The sequence below is a fragment of the Chitinophaga sp. CF118 genome, from assembly GCF_900112615.1.
In the GTDB taxonomy this organism is placed as follows: Bacteria; Bacteroidota; Bacteroidia; order Chitinophagales; family Chitinophagaceae; genus Chitinophaga.
This window is the reverse complement of the sequence record NZ_FOMK01000006.1, coordinates 167,246-186,821: the sequence shown is the minus strand read 5'-3', so window position 1 is coordinate 186,821 and position 19,576 is coordinate 167,246. Positions and strand designations below refer to the sequence as shown.

Annotated in this window: 15 protein-coding genes; 8 read left to right on the top strand and 7 right to left on the bottom strand. The window is 41.0% G+C overall.

The features are described 5' to 3' along the window. Positions 1-4 precede the first annotated feature (4 nt). Genes BM176_RS22895 through BM176_RS22880 form a run of 4 tightly spaced genes read right to left on the bottom strand, consistent with a single transcriptional unit; the run spans position 5 to position 6,411 of the window. On the bottom strand, positions 5-982 hold the full coding sequence (locus tag BM176_RS22895; RefSeq protein ID WP_090106665.1) for a DUF4466 family protein: 978 nt from the start codon (positions 980-982) through the stop codon (positions 5-7). A gap of 25 nt (positions 983-1,007) precedes the next feature. Next, positions 1,008-1,403 (bottom strand): hypothetical protein, encoded by a 396-nt coding sequence (locus BM176_RS22890; RefSeq protein WP_090106664.1) that lies wholly within the window; start codon positions 1,401-1,403, stop codon positions 1,008-1,010. 25 nt (positions 1,404-1,428) lie between these two features. Further along, complete coding sequence (locus BM176_RS22885) at positions 1,429-3,261, bottom strand: RagB/SusD family nutrient uptake outer membrane protein (RefSeq protein WP_090106663.1); 1,833 nt, start codon at positions 3,259-3,261, stop codon at positions 1,429-1,431. 12 nt (positions 3,262-3,273) lie between these two features. Then, positions 3,274-6,411, bottom strand: coding sequence for a SusC/RagA family TonB-linked outer membrane protein (locus BM176_RS22880; RefSeq protein ID WP_090106662.1), 3,138 nt, complete (start codon positions 6,409-6,411; stop codon positions 3,274-3,276). Positions 6,412-6,864: 453 nt separating this feature from the next. Here BM176_RS22880 and BM176_RS22875 point away from each other — a divergent pair, with 453 nt between their 5' ends. Further along, entirely contained in the window at positions 6,865-8,208 is a 1,344-nt protein-coding gene (locus tag BM176_RS22875; protein WP_090106661.1) for an alpha-L-fucosidase, read from the top strand. A 271-nt stretch (positions 8,209-8,479) separates the two neighbouring features. Here BM176_RS22875 and BM176_RS22865 read toward each other — a convergent pair whose 3' ends face one another. Then, positions 8,480-8,920, bottom strand: a complete 441-nt coding sequence (locus BM176_RS22865; protein ID WP_090106659.1) for a nucleotidyl transferase family protein — start codon at positions 8,918-8,920, stop codon at positions 8,480-8,482. A gap of 288 nt (positions 8,921-9,208) precedes the next feature. On the opposite strand from BM176_RS22865, the gene BM176_RS22860 reads away from it, so the two are divergent. The 7 genes from BM176_RS22860 (at position 9,209) to BM176_RS22830 (ending at position 15,100) form a co-directional block, all read left to right on the top strand. Continuing rightward, positions 9,209-10,354 carry a threonine synthase gene (locus tag BM176_RS22860; RefSeq protein WP_090106658.1) on the top strand — a complete coding sequence of 382 codons (1,146 nt, stop codon included), beginning with the start codon at positions 9,209-9,211 and terminating at the stop codon, positions 10,352-10,354. 348 nt (positions 10,355-10,702) lie between these two features. Continuing rightward, positions 10,703-11,281, top strand: a complete 579-nt coding sequence (locus tag BM176_RS22855) for a Crp/Fnr family transcriptional regulator (protein WP_090106657.1) — start codon at positions 10,703-10,705, stop codon at positions 11,279-11,281. Between the two features lie 69 nt (positions 11,282-11,350). Next, positions 11,351-11,767: an ester cyclase gene (locus tag BM176_RS22850; protein ID WP_090106756.1), complete on the top strand. Its 417-nt coding sequence runs from the start codon at positions 11,351-11,353 to the stop codon at positions 11,765-11,767. Between the two features lie 303 nt (positions 11,768-12,070). Beyond that, positions 12,071-13,249, top strand: coding sequence for an XRE family transcriptional regulator (locus tag BM176_RS22845; RefSeq protein WP_090106656.1), 1,179 nt, complete (start codon positions 12,071-12,073; stop codon positions 13,247-13,249). Next, entirely contained in the window at positions 13,246-13,755 is a 510-nt protein-coding gene (locus BM176_RS22840; protein WP_090106655.1) for a DUF4411 family protein, read from the top strand. The genes BM176_RS22845 and BM176_RS22840 overlap by 4 nt, the downstream gene beginning before the upstream one ends. Positions 13,756-13,787: 32 nt before the next feature. Beyond that, the gene (locus BM176_RS22835) at positions 13,788-14,600 is read left to right on the top strand and encodes a ThuA domain-containing protein (RefSeq protein ID WP_090106654.1); all 813 of its coding nucleotides are present in this window, start codon (positions 13,788-13,790) and stop codon (positions 14,598-14,600) included. Further along, the gene (locus tag BM176_RS22830; RefSeq protein ID WP_090106653.1) at positions 14,597-15,100 is read left to right on the top strand and encodes a 2'-5' RNA ligase family protein; all 504 of its coding nucleotides are present in this window, start codon (positions 14,597-14,599) and stop codon (positions 15,098-15,100) included. Before BM176_RS22835 ends, BM176_RS22830 begins: the two co-directional genes overlap by 4 nt. A gap of 54 nt (positions 15,101-15,154) precedes the next feature. Here the strand turns inward: BM176_RS22830 and BM176_RS22825 are convergent, their stop codons facing one another. After that, positions 15,155-16,432: a TolC family protein gene (locus tag BM176_RS22825; RefSeq protein ID WP_090106652.1), complete on the bottom strand. Its 1,278-nt coding sequence runs from the start codon at positions 16,430-16,432 to the stop codon at positions 15,155-15,157. Positions 16,433-16,442: 10 nt separating this feature from the next. Continuing rightward, positions 16,443-19,565 carry an efflux RND transporter permease subunit gene (locus tag BM176_RS22820; protein WP_218162267.1) on the bottom strand — a complete coding sequence of 1,041 codons (3,123 nt, stop codon included), beginning with the start codon at positions 19,563-19,565 and terminating at the stop codon, positions 16,443-16,445. Positions 19,566-19,576 lie beyond the last annotated feature (11 nt).

Here is a 19,576-nt window from a genome sequence, read left to right as displayed (position 1 = left end):
ACATTTATTTAAGTGTATATCGTTTCATGCTGATTACAGCACTCTTTTTAGCATTATCAGCTTTATTTATATAAATATACGCCCTGTATTTTCCATCAGTAGTTTCCACCCATGCTCCCGCTTCAGCCTTAAAATTAACTGCATAACCAGGTGCATTGGAAATATCCAGTTGTTGAAAATCAAGGTCATCAATATAGATCCCGTATTGCAGACGGGCGAGATTAAAATCTCTCAGGTTCCATACCTTACTGACCTTCGTTACCCTGTTAGCATTGGGTGGCAATACAACATCCGGAAGATATACAGGATCTGCTCCGGGTGATACAAGTGCGTGACCAAATGAGATATTGGGAATAGAACGATAGAGATACACCAGGTCTATCTTATCCGCTTTGGCAGCTGCATCAGCGGCATTATAAACAGCCATATCCGCTATCGAAATAAAACAGGAATCTGCATTCTTTACAGGCAGATCCAGCACCATATCCATTTTGGAGATCACATAGGGCCCCATAGCATAAGATACGGATTCTCCATTACTGCTTTTTACCGAGAACGTAAATTTAACAGACTTACCACGGGCCTCTTGCGGAATACTATAATAATAACGGAGTGTAACAGCGTTTGTATCTTTAGTGAATGTTACCCTGGTGAAAGCCGCTTCATTAACAGAAGGATCACCTATAGGTACACCAACATCCACCCCACTGCCATTTGTATAGTATGATTTATTCTCAAGATAAGTAGCTGCCGCACCTGCAATAGAAGCCTCCACCTGTGCGGATACAATCTTTCCTTTACTGGCGGGTAATGCCATTGCATAAGCAAACTCAATATTCGATCCTGCCAGATTTGGTCCCAGTGTTCTTTTAATACAATCATTCTGTAGTGCATCTTTGGGAACAGGAACAGTATATTTATCATCCTTACATCCTATTACAAAAAGGAGTAACAATGTATAACAGAAATATTTATTACGCATGATCTGGGTTTTAATGTGAATACTACTAGGACTGTACTGTAATTAAAATCTTATACGTCTTCCTTACTTTCCGGTTACCGGAGATCACTGTATATGATCTTGGATTTGCCAAATCGGAAAAGTCAACTTTCCCGGTTATCTTCGGATCCAGTTTTGCATCTGTTACCAGTGTAAACTGAGGATAAAGATTCTTAAGATCAGTACCATAAAATACAACTACATTGATGGTACATGCTACTGTATCAATCACCGCATTTTTAGTTCTCACCGTCTGAAAATCAACTCCCAGTAATTCAAAATTACTTACATAACATTCTGCACGGGATGTGACTAGCAATCCATCTTCATCTACAGGAACATCTTTGGTACAGCCCAAAGCAGTAAGCAGCAATACAATGATTATTTTGAAATATGTTTTCATCACTTAAGTATTTAATAGTTTGTAATTATAACCAGGGAGTATTCTGAGTCAGCTTAGGATTGCGGTTACGTTCCTCTGGTGGGATTCTGAAAATGTAACATTGTTGATATTCCCTTTCGGACGAATTCTGAAAATAGCGGGACATCTGTGCGCCATAGGTATCTATACGCCATATACCATTTCCATAGGGAGGATTCCATACTCTTTCCAGGGCTCTCCAGCGACGAAGATCAAATGAGCGCTGTCCTTCCCCGAACAATTCAACAATACGCTCCTGTTCAATGGCATTAAAGAATACTTCTTTACTGGCTGTTTTACTGGCATTTAATGGTGGCAGGTTGCCACGATGACGAATCATATTTACCAGTGAAATAGCATCGGCCTGCGGACCATTAACGGCATTTGTAGCCTCTGCATACATCAGGTATACATCTGCCAGTCGCATCACCGGGTAATTGTAATTACCATCGCTACGCCCCTGTCCCGCATAGTTGCGTAGAAATTTACGCAACACATAACCGGAATTACAGCCATCAGTATTATAGGTAACATAATTTACACCATTGATAGTAACAGGCTGATTCCATGTTTTATAAATAAACGGTAAAAAGCCAGTGGATTTCAGGGAAATCATTCCTACACTCATTTCATAATCCCACATAATGGAAGATTTCATTCTGTAATCCCGGTTAGCATAACTTTGGGGATTTACAGCTGAATTAAGTGTCGTCCGGGCACCGTCTTTAGCAGGATCCATCGGGATCAATTTAGGCGCAAAATCGCCTGTAATGATCGATTGATATCTGTCCGCAATTTCGTAACGCGGAGTTACCCAGCATTGTGATCCTTCATGAGAACGACCAGCCACATCCCGCATCAGCTCTTCTCCCTGACTGCTACCCGTACCCCCATGCGTAAACGCCATTATCATTTCCGGGTCATTGTTTGCTACTGGGGTAAACAGATAGTAGTAGTTTGGTAGTTTCTGTGCTTTGCCTAATACATCGCATTCACCAGGTTCTCCGTTCCGGAAAAGCACCAGACCATAATCGTTGATCACCTTGCCAAAATCTTCAGCGGCGGCTTTATAAGCAGTAACTGCAGCGCCTCCGTCTGGTACAAATTTATCCAGCTCCGGCCAGCCAAATTGATTCCAACAGGCCCAGTATAACTGTAACTTACCACGGAAAGCCAGAGCAGCTGCTTTAGATGCACGCCCTGGCTCAGCACTTTTGACTGGCAGTTTCTCAAAGGCATATGTAAAATCAGCTAAAATAGAATCCTTTACCTGAGCAATGGGCATGCGGGCAAGTGTCATTACTTCTGCATTATCATATATGATATGGCCGATATAAGGTACATCTCCCCACATGGAAATCAGCCGGAAATAAACCATCCCACGGAGAAAACGCGCCTCTCCGATAATCCTTTCCAGCTCAGGAATAGAAGTGGCACTGGCAAAGGGGAGCAATTTTTTTGTTACGTTTTCTATCACATAGTTGGTACGGTTAACTCCTCCATACAGATTCTCGTACATTTTATCGAAATTATCACCATAGCCCGATGGATTATAATCACCTCCATTATAGGCATCCCCTCTTTGCAAATTACCACTGGTAGTACTTGTGCCACGGGTTCTTATATACTCTCCCTGTCCGTCAAAATAATAATCGCGGTCAAAAAGAGGCCGTACATCTGCATAAGCACCCATCATTGCATAAGTGGCGTCTGCATCCGTTTTCCAGAAATATATAGACTCCAGCTCTGTAGTGGGTTGCTGTTTCAGCAAATCTTTTACACATGAACTTGTAAAAACAGCCATGCATATGAAATATATTTTTGCAATTGTTGTTTTCATGATTACAGCAGTTTATAAACTCATGTTAATACCTAGAGAATAGGATTTATTTAAGGGATACGCATTACTCTTATTGCCTGTAATTTCCGGATCAAGACCACGGAAAGAAGTGATTGTTGCAATGTTTTCGGTAGAGCAGTAAATCCGGAAACTATTCACACCAACTCTTTTCAATATCCTACTGGGAATTGTATATCCAAGCTGAATATTTTTAAACCGGATGAAACTCATATCATCCAGCCAATAGGTAGTTTCCACGCGATTATTACTCCCGCCTAAACGTGGCCATTCGCCGTCACGGTTTTCTAAAGACCATGGGTTATTCCAATGCCCCCATGTAGAAGCATAACGTTGAGAGCCGAAATTGACGTTGTTGTAATTATTGATCCAGTAATCTTTACGGCCTGTTGCTCCCTGAATCAGGAAAGCGATATCGATCCCTTTCCACGACATACTTGTATTCAGCGCAAAAATGGTAGTTGGCCGGTCCCGCTGCACTCTCGGATATGCTTTCATATCATTACCATCAATACGACCGTCACCATTGAGATCCTTACGAAGAATATCTCCGGGAGATGCTCCCTGTGGTGTGGCGTTATATACATCCTGCCAGGTTTGTGCAATACCGGCATCTTCATAAGTATAAAGGAAGTGATATGGCATATCCAGGAATACCCAGCCTCTTCCCAGGAACTCATTCCATTTTTCCAGTGTTGTTGCATTATAAGATGCATTCAGGTTAATCCCATAACTAAAGTCTCTTATTTTGTCAGACCATGTAATGTTTGCTTCCACACCACGGTTACGGAGATTACCGATGTTTTCCCGTGGAGCATCATATGCTCCTGAAAGCAGGTTAGACATATCCGAAGGTCTGTTCATACCTGTTGTTAAACGATTGTAGTAATCAAATTCTGTAGTCAGGTGATTATTGAAGAACCCAAGCTCAAGACCAATGTTCAATATAGAAGTAGACTCCCACGACAAGTTCTTGTTCACCATCTTTCTGTTCACCAATCCTTTAACAATATCTTCTTCCATCATATAGTTACTGGCAGCAAGTGTTGACTGTTGCTCAAATCTGCCTACACCACTGTTATTTCCCAAACCTCCATAGGAAATGCGGAATTTACCATTGCTTAAAACTCGTTTTGTAAAAGCATTAATAAATTGTTCTTCTGTAAAACGCCATCCCAGTGCTACGGAGGGGAAGAACCCAAACTGACTGCCAGGAAGAAATTTAGAAGAACCATCATAACGGAAATTGGCTTCAAACAGGTATTTGTCAAAAGCAGTATAGTTAATACGGCCGATATATGATTGGAGACCTTCTGTACCTGAATTACCTCCTGCACTTTGTATATTGGTTAATGATGCATCTATTTCATGAAGGGTGGAAGAAAGCCGGTCATTCCGGGAAGCACCCTGGTAGCGGTCGTACCAATACTCTTCACTATAAACGGCAACAATGTTGATGTCATGATTTTTCCCGATAGCTTTATGATAATTCAGCCTTCCGTTCAGCATTGTTTTATATCCTGTATTCGTGTAGTTACCCACACCTGCATTATCACCAACGTATACACGACTACCATAAGTATTCGTCTGGAAATTGTAAGAGCGGTTAGGAGTATTCGCATTCCAGCGGAACTGATTATAGTAATTCAATGTATAATCAACACGGCCTGTTAATCCCTTCACCGGCTGCCAGTCCCAGTAAACAGCGGCTGTTGCTTCCTGCCTGTTTTGTCTGTTGAGTGAGTTCATATAAACAGTGTAGGGATTGTATGCCTGCGGATCTTCGTTATAGGCCATTACACCGCCATAAAATCCTGTTGCGGGATCGTATGGCGTGATACCGGCAATAGCATACTGCATGTCAAAACCAGCTGTATTAGTGGCATCGTCATCTGTATAACCATCTGCCAGTGCATATACATATTTAGACCAGTTACCATTGAATTTCAGCCCTGCGTTCATATTTTTCCGGAGCTTATTATCATAATTAAAGCGGGCATTATAACGCTTATAGTCATTATTTATCTGTAATCCTTTTTCATCCATCATCCCCAGTGAAATAAAAAAATTAGCGTTCTCACTCCCGCCGGATGCAGAAAGATTATAATTACGGATTTCTCCATTGCGCATTATAACATCCCACCAGTCAGTATTGGGATAACCTAAAGGATCCACCATTCCCATCGCCATCCACTGATCGATAGTTCCATCTTTAAAGAGATAATTTGAATGAAGCGTATTCACCGAAGCAGCACGCTGGTGCAGGGTAAGCGCCCGGGCATAGTCCGCCATAAATTCATAAGATTTCGTAGGTACTTCTAGAGCAGTAGAAGCGCTGAAATTTATGCTTGATCTTTTCTGTCCCTTCCCTGATTTTGTAGTGATAAGTATTACTCCGTTAGCAGCTCTCGAACCGTATACGGAAGCAGACGTAGCATCTTTCAATACAGAGATACTCTCAATATCATTCATATTGATACGATTGATATCTACATCGGGCATTCCATCTACCACTACAAGCGGACTGCTGTTATTAACCGTACCCAGTCCGCGGATAAGCAAACTGGAAGCATTATTACCTGCCATACCGGAAGATTGTGTCACGGCTAAACCAGGAACAAGACCGGACAGTGCCGAGGATGCATTAGGCAATGCACGGCCGGATATTTTTTCATCTATTTTAACAGCCGAAACCGCCCCCACAAGGTTTACTTTTTTCTGCGTTCCATATCCCACTACCACAACTTCTCCCAACGATTTCTGACTGAATTCCAGTTGAACATTAATAATTCCGGGACCGGTAAAGGCCACTTCTTTTTTCTCATTTCCGATAAATGAAAATACCAGGGTACCACGCGAAGTATTTAGTCGCAGGGAATAATGTCCGCTGGCATTAGTAACAGTTCCGGACGAGTGGCCTTTTAATGACACGCTTACGCCCGGCAATGGTTGTTCAGTACCATCAGTAACGCGACCTGTAATCAGTTGAGGTTGTATACTGTCCTGCTGAAAAAACATAGCAGTAGTATAGGGTGATCCGTTTGCTACAGCCGTAGAAAATAAGGCTAACGGTATCACGACAAATAGGAAGTGCCGGGCATAGCGCCGGCATTGGGGGTAATAGTTAATCATAACGTTTCATTTAAGTGTGGACAATAAGGGATCTGTACCGGCTTGCGCCGGTATGTTAAACAGCATTCCAAGAGACAGGAATGCAAACGTTTGCGTATTAGGTCATAATTTTAACAATCTTATTAAATGATGGTGGCATAAGTGGAACAGATTTTAGTTGATTTAGATACGTGGAATTATATAACGTTTTATTAAAGTTCGGACAATAAGAGACCTGTACCGGCTTGCGCCGGTATGCTACAACAGCATTCCAGTGAAAGAATGCAAACGTTTGCATATTAGGTCACAATATCAATAGTCTTATTAAATGATGATACCATACGTGGATTAGGTTTTAGTTGATATAAATACGCGGAATTTTGGGTATTATTTCTTCAAACAAAAATAACGAAAAAACAATCGATTGCAATTAAATTATTAAATTGCCCTTTCGTAACCCAAAATATCCACGATATGAAAAAATTAACGCTTATTTTATTTGCATGTCTTTGCAGTCTGCAAACACTTTCTGCACAAGACATTACCCGTGACCAGCGTATGCAATGGTGGCGGGAAGCCCGTTTCGGCATGTTTATTCATTGGGGCGTATACGCACAGCTGGCTGGCGTGTATGATGGCCATGAAATAAACAAGGCAGGCGAATGGATTATGAACAGGGGAAAAATTCCTGTAGCAGCCTACCAGCAGGTAGCAAAACAGTTCAACCCCGTAAAATACAATGCAGATGAATGGGTGCGCATGGCCAAAGATGCAGGGATGAAATACATTGTGATTACCGCAAAACATCACGATGGGTTTGCTCTCTTTAATACCAAAGCCAGCAAATGGAACGTGGTAAACGCAACACCTTATGGTAAAGATCTCCTGCAACCACTGGTGGCCGCCTGCAAAAAATATAATATGAAACTCGGTTTCTATTATTCGCAGGCACAAGACTGGAACAATCCAGGTGGAGCGGTGAACAGGAAGGTAACATCAGAAGGATGGCTCAATCCTGATAGCGCAAAAATTGATGCTTACACCAAAGATCATGATGGCCATTGGGACCCTGCACAGGAAACAGCAACCTTTGCACAATATATAGATCGTGTAGCTGTACCACAGGTGAAAGAACTGTTGAGCAACTATGGTGATGTTGCGGTACTGTGGTGGGATACACCTACCAATATGACAGATGATGCTGCACAGAAATTAAATGCATTATTAAAATTGCAGCCAAACATCATTACAAATGATCGCTTAAAACGTCCCAACTTCCCTGGAGATACCAAAACACCAGAACAAAAGATTCCCAAAGCAGGTGAACTGGATGGATCAGACTGGGAAACATGCATGACTATGAATGGTACATGGGGTTTTAAAAGCTGGGATGATAAATGGAAGAGCAACGAAACGCTGATCCGCAACCTCATCGATATTGCCTCTAAAGGTGGTAACTACCTGTTAAATATTGGTCCTAAAGCAGACGGTACCTTCCCTGAGCAAAGCATCAACAGTCTGAAAACTATTGGCAGCTGGATGAAGGTGAACGGAGAGGCAATCTACGCTACACATGCCACTACCCTGCCACAACCTGCATGGGGCCGTACTACTCAGAAGGGCGATTTCCTGTATCTTTTTGTGTTCAACTGGCCACAGGATGGCAAACTGGTGATTCCGGAAATGAAGCAGTCAATTGTATCAGCGCAATTGCTGGCAGGTGGAAGTAAGTTAAAAACGGAAGGCTCAACTATTCAGTTACCGGCAAAAGCACCGGATGCCATTGCATCTGTTGTTAAAGTACAGATAAAAAGATAAATTAATATTAAGTACTTTTACGGCCATGGGATATAAAGATATTTTTATACCGCTGGTCGTAGGTCTGATTTTAATTTTCGGTGGCGAGAAATTAATTAAACGGCAAGACCCTGCTTTTCAAAGGAAAAAGAGAAGTCTGAGGATTGGTGGGTATATCCTGCTGGGAATAGCTGCCCTGTACACGATCATCATTCTCAAAAAAGATAATTGTATCACCTGCTGATTACCTGATCAGCAGGTGTTTTTTTATTAATGCCACTGATTTGTTAGTTTAACCCCAGTTATCAAAGGCATCCGTTCTGATCTTTGTAGCAGAAACAGGATATAATTTCTTTTCCGGATCAAAAGGAATATGCCGTATACCCATAAACGAAGCTACCTGTTCTCCATAAATTTCTGAGGTGATTACAAGAGAGTGATCCGGGAAAAGTTCTTTAAACTTTTCTGACCACACAGCAGATACTTCATGCGAAGTGATAAAAGTACCGGGTAGTTCATCTTCCTCATAATCAAAGACGATAATTTCAATATTAGGGATATCAGCAAAAGCGTTAACTATCCATTGTTTTCTCATAGATCCCGGCAGTAATTCTTTATCACTGCAGCAGATCAATACTGTCAGGAAATCACATTCCGACAAGGCAAACCTGATCATTGCCTCATGCCCGCTATTAAAAGGTATAAACTTTCCGAATACAAATGCTTTACACATGACGTAACTGCTTTTTCTAACGGAATACTCCAAAAGATGCGAGGTCCATATTCCAGGGATAAAAAATAAATTCCTTTTATGAGATACAAAATGAACAAATCCCTAAAGCGATAATGTAATTATACGTATAGGGTCCAAAATAATACACATAAATAAAACATGAATATATTAAGATATCTGCGCATATCTTATAACCTTTTAGTGTTATGGTTTGTTAATATTAATACAAACAGCAGTATCCATGCAGCCTAAAAACGTAACTTTAATTACACCTACATCATCCAGAACATGAAAACCCTAAATGCAACCTCACTGGTCACAACGTTACAATGCCCACATTGCCACCAGTTATACAATATAGAAGAGCGCCAGTCATATGCCACCTGCTGTAATCAGCCCTTATTTACCAATTACGATCTGGAACTGTCCAAAAGTTATCTCCTGCATGTTGCAGAAGATTCCATCTGGCGGTATGCCAAATTGCTGCCGGTACTTGATAAACATAATATTGTAAGCTTGGGCGAAGGCTGGACTCCCATTTCGGAACTATCTACATTGAGCCAGCAGAACAACGTTTACCTCCTTTTAAAAGACGAAAGCGTAAATCCCACCGGCTCTTTCAAAGCAAGGGGTATCAGTGTTGCAGTTTCTAAAGCCAAAGAACTCGGTATCACCCATTGTATCATTCCTACTGCCGGTAACGCAGGGGGCGCTTTAAGCGCATATTGCGCCAAAGCAGGCATAAAGGCGACAGTAATAATGCCAAGGCATACGCCCGCTACTTTACAGGAAGAATGCCGCCTCTATGGGGCAGAACTGATTCTCGTGGATGGCCTCATCGACGACTGTGGCAAACTGGCCCGCCAGTTAGTTGCCGAAACAGGTGGTTTTGATATGTCTACCCTCAAAGAACCCTATCGCCTGGAAGGCAAGAAAACAATGGGATACGAGATCGCTGAACAACTGAACTGGAAATTACCAGATGTTATCATCTATCCTACCGGTGGTGGCACCGGCCTGATAGGCATGTGGAAGGCATTTCATGAAATGCAGCAGCTTGGCTGGATTAATGGGAAACTGCCCCGCATGGTAATTGTTCAATCGGAAAGCTGTGCGCCAATGGTACACCTGTTCCAAAATACGCCAAACATTCCGCCCTCTCCTACTATCGCTTATGGATTGGCCGTTCCTTCACCTTTTGCAAAAGATCTGATGATGGAAGTATTGGAGCAGAGCAATGGTACAGCTCTTTCTGTATCAGAACAGGAAATGGAAGACGGCATTCATGAAGTGGCTACAGTAGAAGGATTGCTTTTATCTCCAGAAGGCAGTGCTACTTATATCGCTTGTAAAAAGCTGGTAGAGAAAGGCTGGATAGCAGAAGATGAAACAGTATTACTTTTTAATACAGGATCCTGGTATAAGTACAGGTGATTATTAAAATTGCCTCATACGGATGCCCCAGTTCTTCTGTGCTGGTAATTCATCCAATGTATGTCCCTGCCAATATCTCCACTTTTCCTTCCTGCGAATGTTGTAGAATAGAATATTATAATGCAGGATACATAAATGGTTTTGATAGATGAATATCAAATTGAATTGCTCTATTCTTTATATGTGCTAAATTACAGCTAAAATAACGTTCACAACAAACCCTTACTGGTTCAATGTTCTGATCATTTTACCGATATCGGTAAAATGATCAGAACATTGAATCAATAAGGGAAATTTAAAAATTTATTTATAATTGTACTGCGTTAATTAATTTGCTTATCTATACTAATGGAAAAGACTTTCTCCCTTTCACTTGAGAATAAAATCAGAAGTATTGCTGCTATTTCACAAGAGAGCCTGTCCATGCTGGTTCAGGAAATTCAGCTAATGCATATTTCAAAAAATGAAATGCTGCTGACGGAAGGACAGTTCTGCAAACATGTTTACTTTGTTGAAAAAGGCGGCATTCGCACCTTTATGCATAACAATGACATGAAAGAGATCAATGTCAATTTCACATTTGACAACAGCTTTACAACAGAACTAAAAAGTCTCCGGACGTCTACTCCTTCTGCCTTTTTTATGCAGGCTCTTGAAGATACAACTGTATGGCTATTCGAAAAAGATGTTCTCCTGGCTTTATATGCGCAATCACATGAGATCAGTAATTTTGGAAGAAGTTTACTGGAGCAGCTATTAATGGAACAGGAAGAACATGCTAATATGTTTAAACTACAAACACCCGCAGAACGATATCAATATCTGTATGATCATCAACCTGCTATGCTCCAACGGATCTCGCTGACGCACTTAGCTTCCTATCTGGGCATATCCAGGGAAACCCTCAGTCGTATAAGACGACACTAATTTTGTGACTTTTGACACAGGTGTGATCAATCCTGATCCATGATCTTTGGCTTCATAAAAAGCAACGACATGGATACAGCACACTTCATTACGCAATTTATAGATGAGATCTGGAATCAACAACGCTTCGACCGGCTCCCTCATTTCCTGCATCCCGATTTTACAGATCATTCACTGCCTTCTCACCTTCCTCCCAATGCTACAGGACTGCAAGCCTGGATCTCAGCTGTGGGGCAATCTTTTCAGCATCAGACCATCATCGAAGACCAGGTAACTGAAGGAGACAAATCGATCCTGAAAGTCAGATTGGCATTAGTCCATTCTGGTGTATGGAGAGATATTGCTCCTACGGGAGTAAATGTGTCTGCAATAGGTTACCGCTCATTCAGGATAACAGAGGATAAAATAATTGAACACTGGGCACTTATTGATGGGAATACTATTGAGAACCAGTTAAAGGATACTGTTTCTGGCTGCAAGAAATAGGAATAAGAGTAAGTAAATATGTATCAGACAGGGTACAGACAGGCTCATCCTACGTTTTTTAACGAAGGATGAGCCTATCTGTACCCTATCTGTATCCTGCCTGTTTCCTGTTTGGAGAGTATCTTATTAGGACAATAGTCATACTTCCTTAAATAATAAATAATTAGAGAGATAAGAATTTTAGTGCTTCTATTGGTTCAACCAGTTGAATAACAACAGAAAAATTACTAAAAAACTTAGTGTTATAAAATGTTCAAATGCATCTAAAATGTATATTTGTAAGATTAACAAGTAGTAAGCAAGATGGCTGACAAGGCATATATAACACCCAAAGTGCTCAGATGGGCAAGAGAATCTGCAAGGATCTCATTGGAAACTGCTGCTGCTAAAGTGAATGTTACTGCCGAAAAACTTAGCGAATGGGAGGAAGGAGTGGAACTACCAACCATCAGACAAGCCGAAACATTGGCGAAGTCCTACAAACGCCCCTTTGCATTATTCTTTTTACCGGAAGTTCCCCGTGATTTCCAACCCTTGCAGGACTTTCGTAAAGATTCTGCAAAAGAATTGGGAACAGCATCTGTGTTTATTATACGTGAAATTCAACAAAAGCAGACATGGACAAGGGAAGTATATGAAGATGAAGGAAATCTCCCCCTGCCATTTGTTGGTAAGTACAATCTCGATACCTCCCCACAACAAGTAGCGGCAGACATATTAAGTACGCTTCAGATTGATCCTTTAAATTATAAGAGTGCAAACCCTATAAAGGAATGGATTGAAAAAGCAGAAGCGAAAGGCATTTTTATTTCGAGAACCAGTTTCATTCATTCAAAATTAAAACTAGATAGTAAGGAATTACAGGGCTTCGCAATCGCTGATAAATATGCTCCTTTTGTTTTTGTTAATTCTGAAAACTGGGATGCTCCACAACTTTTCACGTTAGTACACGAACTTGCACATATATGGATTGCAGCTTCCGGTATTTCAAATGAAATAGAACCTGAATTAGATCATAAGGATAATTCACATCCTGTGGAAATCTTCTGTAATGAAGTAGCAGCTAATGCTTTAATGCCATCATCTATAATGCTTGGGTTACCTCCATCAACTTATAATGCGGGCAACGAGGTTTTCAATAGTGCAAAAAAGCTCGGAATAAGTTCCTTTGCACTATTAGTAAGAGCTTTTAATATGCAACTAATTTCTTTGGATAAATACAGGAAATTAAAAAAAGAAGCTGAAATTTCCTTCCGGAATTTCCTGATAAAAGAAGCTGAAATTAATGCACGACGTAAAGAGAAAAAAGATAAGGGTGGGCCTAATTACTACATGTTATTAGTTAACAAAAATGGTCACCTCTTTACAAAAGTAGTGATGGATGCTTTTCGCGGAGGATTTATACAGCCAACACAAGCCAGCAGCCTATTAAATACACAGATTAATAATTTCTCAAAATTAGAATCCTTCCTTTACAAATGAACACATCACCTCAAAAATTTTGTTTGGACGCCAATATTTTAATAGAAGGATGGCGAAAATACTACTCCCCAAAAATTTGTCCTGACTATTGGAATGTTTTAAACGAACTTGGTCGTCAAAATCGCATATTCATTCCAGAAATGGTACATGATGAAATTATACGTACCGAAGATGATTTATCTGCATGGCTGAAAAAGAGCCATCTTCCAATATATAAAGTTGATGGACGAGTAACACAGTGTTTAAAAAGAATATATGAGCACAATCCAACTCATCAATATCTTGTTGATAATACCAAGCAACGTTCATTAGCCGATCCTTGGGTAATTGCGCATGCTTTAAATGAAAATGCATGTGTAGTAACCAAAGAAGAAAAAATAAACGCCAACAATAGTACCAGAATAAAAATACCTAATGTTTGTGATAATATGGGTACACGATGGATCAATGATTTTCAATTTATAGAGGAATTGAACATTCGCTTTTCATGTGAGATGGTTAAGTAACTAAATTTATTAATAATTCCACAAAAGCGTTTATGAGAATCTTCCTGCTCTGCACAATATACATCCTATTATTCGGGACTACCCACGCCCAATCCTCCTTCAAAGTAATTGCCTTCTTCACAGCAAAAAACGACCAGGCACATATCAGTTATGTCCATGAAGCCAATAAATGGTTTCCCGCTATGGCGAAGAAATATCACTTTACTTATGATTCTACAAATAACTGGAACAACCTTAACACTAAATTTCTATCTCAATATCAGGTGGTATTATTTTTAGATACCCGTCCGGAAGATTCTACCCAGCGGGAAGCATTTAAAACATATATGGAAAACGGTGGTGCCTGGATGGGATTCCATTTTGCAGGATTTGCCCTTACCCCTTCCGATTATCCACAGAACTGGGACTGGTACCACAATGAATTTCTGGGATCAGGCTCGTACAGGAGTAATACCTGGCGCCCCACATCAGCTATATTAAGGGTGGAAGACAGGAAACATCCTGCTACAAAGAACCTGCCCGTTACATTTAAATCTGCGCCTAATGAATGGTACAGGTGGTCTGATGATCTCACAAAAAACCCGGATATCAAAATATTACTATCGATTGATTCCAGCAGTTTTCCATTAGGAACAGGTCCTAAGCCACATGAAATATGGCATAGCGGTTATTATCCTGTAGTATGGACTAATAAGAAATACAGGATGCTCTATGTGAATATGGGACATAATGATATCGACTACGAAAATCATACAAACAAAGAACTATCCTTTACATTTGCCAATAAGATCCAGGACAGATTTATTATTGATGCACTGTTATGGCTGGGTAAAAAAAAGAAATGATGCCTTCTCTTATCGCCACACTACATCTGCATCCTGAGCATCAGCTATTCTTCGATAAGTTACGGGATGCACATTTCCCAGCGCATGCCAATTACCTGCAGGCACATATTACTTTGTTTCATCACCTGCCTTCCAATGAACCACTTATCAGGGAGCAACTGCTGAAATTCTCTAAACACCAGCCAATATCCCTGCTGGTGCAGGATATAAGTTGTTTCCGCAATGGGGTTGCCTATAGTCTTGTATCAGAAGAATTGCAACAACTGCACCTCACTATGCAAGAAGCATTTATGCCCTGGCTGAAGAAAAGAGACCAGCAAAAACTGTGGCCACATATCACCATCCAGAATAAAGTCACTGCCTTTAAAGCACAAATGCTGTTTGAAAAACTAAAAGAAGATTTCACACAATTTGAAATTAAAGCCACCGGAATTAATACGTGGCTGTATTTAAAAGGTCCCTGGAAATTAATGGATACACTTCCATTTGAGAACGAGTAATTTTTTATGAACAATGCCCCGGAAACCAATTGGCTCCCGGAGCATTTCACCGTTCTATTTCAGCTCCCCTATTGCTTTTTTATACGCCGCTTCATTAATCCTGTATCTTACTTTAGCATCAATGATACTGCTGTAGGCCTGTTGCCAGATCGTTTGCGCTTCCTGCACATCTTTACCTGTAATAGTACCTGCTTTAAAACGATCATTGGCCAGTTTCAGATTTTCATCTGCCTGTGTCAAAGACAATCTGGACATATCAATTTCCTTTACAGATTGATTCAATGCCAGGTAAGCCTGCTGTACTTCTATATTAATCAGTTCCCTGGTATCTTCAAATTGTTGCTGTTGCGCGGCAATTTTAAATGTCTGTTCTTTTATTTTGCCAGCCCTCTTTCCCCAATCAAAAATCGGGATGCTGATATTGGCTATTCCATAATACGATCCCATAAAATTATTACCATTACTAAGATTTACTCCTTTGCCGACTGCCGCAAGTCCGCTTGCACTTACACCTATAGTGGGCAACATCTCACTCCTGAGTATTTTCTTTTGCAGTGCTTCTGCTTCCAGCGACTTTTTCAACAACCGTATCTCCGGACGATTATCTGCCACCAGCACTATGCTGTCTTTTGCATTAAAATCACCTGTGATAGAATCCGCTACCACATAAGCAGTGTTACCGGCCATGCCTGTTAATTGTGCAAGATTGAGCTTCGCCAAAACCAATCCATCATTAGCCCGGATAATGTTCAGTTTCGCTTCATTCAGGTTCACTTCTACCCGCAACAAATCATTCTTATAACTCAATCCCGCATCATAAGAGTTTTGCAACTCCTGTTGTAATGACTCCAGCATCTCTTTATACCTATTGGCCAATACAATCTTTTCATTCACCTGCACTACCTGCCAGTATGCACTTTCAACATTTAGTAACACCTCCGATACTGTCAGCGCTTTCTGTTCTTCCCGTATTTCAATTCCCTTACCGGCAGCTTCTTTACCCAACCGTATTTTGCCGCCTGCATAAATAGCCTGGGATGCAGTAATGGTACCGCTTCCAAAATATTCAGGAACAGCGCCATTGAATGCGCCTGCCAGCGGCTTACCAAGATACACTCCCATTGCAGAGCCATCAATTGAAGGATATGCATTGGCTGATACTGATTTCAGTGATGCTTTAGCCGCTTCTACCTGGTATTGCGCTGCCTTCACTTTTTTATTCTGTTCCAATGCCAAACGATGACATTCAGCGATGGATAATACTTGTGTTTGCGCCATTAAATGATCACCCGTCAACAAGGCAACTATTATAAATACTGATCTCAAATTCATTTTCGTTGTTTTAATTATGTGCCGGTTTGTACTGTATCTTCACTTCCGCATCAGGAGCATCTGCTGGTTCCACTTCCGGCCGCACAAACAGGTAATAGAGTACAGGAATTACAAACAGCGTAAGTATCATTGAAACAATTAATCCCGATGCAAGCACACTACCAAGTGGTGCCCATAACGGAGACTTACCCACGATCATTGGCACTACACCTATTGCAGCTGCTGCAGATGTAAGAAATATGGGACGCATACGACGTTTGGCTGCTCCCAGTGCTGCCGCTTTAATAGTATAACCATGATCACGTACCAATTCATCTGCATAGTCCACCAGTATAATACCATTACGCACTACAATCCCAATCAGGCTGATAATACCCATGAAGGCAGTCATCCCCATCGGGTTTCCTGTGAGATACAACCCAAGGAATGCGCCCAACAAACTAAGAGGGAAAGTGGCAAGTATAATAAGGGTTTTACCAAAAGTTTTAAACTGGATCAATAATGTTATTAAAATCAATATCAGGCTTGTTCCTAATGCTATTCCCATACCCGGAGCATTTTCTGCAGAAGATTCTGCGTCACCGCCATATTGAATGCTAATACCCTCAGGTAATTTTATTTTTTCAATTTGTGGCTGTACTTTCTTCAATATCTCCGAAGCCCTGATACCTAATTGTGCTTCAGATAATACAGTAAGCGTACGGATACCATTCCTGTGTGCAATTACACCAGTATGCCAGGAGGGCGCTAGTTCTGCCACTTCCTTCAGGGCCACTTTACTTCCATATACACTGCTCAGGTGCAGATTTCCGAGGTCACTGAAATGATTCCTGTTGTCTGCATCCAGCCGAAGGAAAATATCAACGGGCTTGTCGCCTTCCCACAACTGGGATACTGCAAAACCTTTGAGACCCGCGCCCATCGTTTGGGTAATAGCCTGATTAGAAACACCCAGTCTTGCTGCAACATCTTCCTTCACTTTCAGGTTGATACCTAAATAATCGTCTTCGTAATCACTACGTACCCAGTTGGCACCTTCTGCATTTTGTAATATGTTTTTCACCTGTTCTGCTACCCGCTTCTGATCATTCATATTTTCGCCAATGATACGTATACCTATCGCCGACCCTTCCTGCAGGCTCAATTGACGCAAACGAACATATCCATCCGGAACAAAACCCTCAAATTTGGGCAGGTATTCTTTTACAAGATCATTCGTGGCATCGTTACTGGTAGTAGTAATAAATACCTGGGCAAAATTACGACGCGGTATCTCGGGCGCATAAGTAACATTAAATCGTGGAGAACTTGTGCCTACAAAACTGGCGATGCTCACTACACGTTTATCTTTTTTCAACTCGGCTTCCACACGTTTTACTACCTTTTCTGTTTCCTCCAGTGATGTACCATTCGCCATCCATATTTCAGCATTGAATTGTTTACTTTCACTCATAGGAAAAAATTCCTGGCTCACTTTTCCTGCAAGAACAATTGCCACAATAATAGCTCCCACTGCCATTCCGATAGTAATTTTCGGGAAGCGAAATGCCAGTTCAATACCTTTATTAAATGTGTCCTGTAAATGATCCAGTAAACTCTTGCCTTTTTTGGTTTTACTAACCGAATGTTTCAATCCTTTTTTGATGAAAACATAACAGGTATATGGAGTTAACAGCAGCGCCACCGCCATAGAAGTTGACAATGCTACCGCAACCGTTATCGGCAATGCTGTAATGAAATCTTTAGCCGTTCCGCTCATGAATAACGCCAGTGGCGCAAAGGCGAATATAATAGCCAATGTGGCAGTAAAAATGGGAAGTGACAGTTGTTTTGCCGCCTGCCATGCAGCCGTCCACGGTGTAATATCTTCATCCAGTTTTTCGATATAATTATCCACCACCACAATCGCATTATCTACAACCATACCCAGCACGATGATCAGTGCGGCCAGCGTTACCTGGTGGAGTTCTATGCCCATAATATTAATCAAACCAAATGTGATCAGAATGGAAATAGGCGCGGCCACTGAAGCTACTGCGGCTACACGAAAAGGAAGTAATAGCATTACCACAAGAATAACGGATGCTATAGCAAGACCGAATTCTTTCATAAAGTGCCGGATACTTTCGTCCACTACTTCCGGCTGATTTACGATCGTATTTATCTTTATATCATCCGGAAACTCATTTTTTATTTCTTTCAGCCTTTCTTCTACAATATGACCAAACTGTACAATGTTATTACCCGGCTGCATTTCAATGGCCAGCATCATCACTTTATCATCGCCAATACGGATAAACGAAGATGGTTCTTCATATCTGCGCTCTATCTTAGCCACATCTTTCAATCTCACTACTGTTCCCTGCGGTGTGGTATAGATAATCTGTGATGCGATGTCTGCTTCGGTTTTATACTGACTATTAGTGAACACCGGAATGGTATTGGAACTCACCGTCATTTCTCCCGAATAACCGGTTACATTCTGCATCTGAAGTGTGCGTACAATAGTAGAAAGGTCAAAACCATACTGTTCCATCTTCTGATCATCTACTGTAACATATATCTGTTGCTTTTGTCCGCCCGACCTGTTAATTTTGGATACTTCCGGTATGATTTTGAGCCCATCTTCTATTTTATCGAGATACTTTTCGATCTCTGCATAACTACGTTGTGCTGAAGAAACTGTGATGATCTGTGCAGTTACGTCGCCGAAATTACTATTTACCACAGGGCCTGTTACCCCTTGTGGCAGGCTTGGACGTAACACAGTATTTAATCCGTGCTGTAAGGTTGCCCAGAATTTTTTCCGGTCCCTTACAGATGTATACAATTGAACAGTAATAAAAACCTGTCCGTCTTTGGTTTGTGATTTCGTTTTTTTCTTTTCTACTTCTTCGAATGAAAACAGGTATTGCTCTATTTTCTTAGTTACCTGTTCTTCCATTTGCGCTTCATCTGCACCCGGGTAAAAAGCATATACCATGGCTACAGGCATATCTATCTTTGGATTTTCAGAACGGGGCATATTGAGGAGTGAATACAGTCCCAGCAGGATTAGCATTGTTGTTATTACAATGGTAACCTGTTTATACTTCATTGCAGCCTCAATGAAGCTTATCTTTCTTTTTTTCATTATTCCAATGT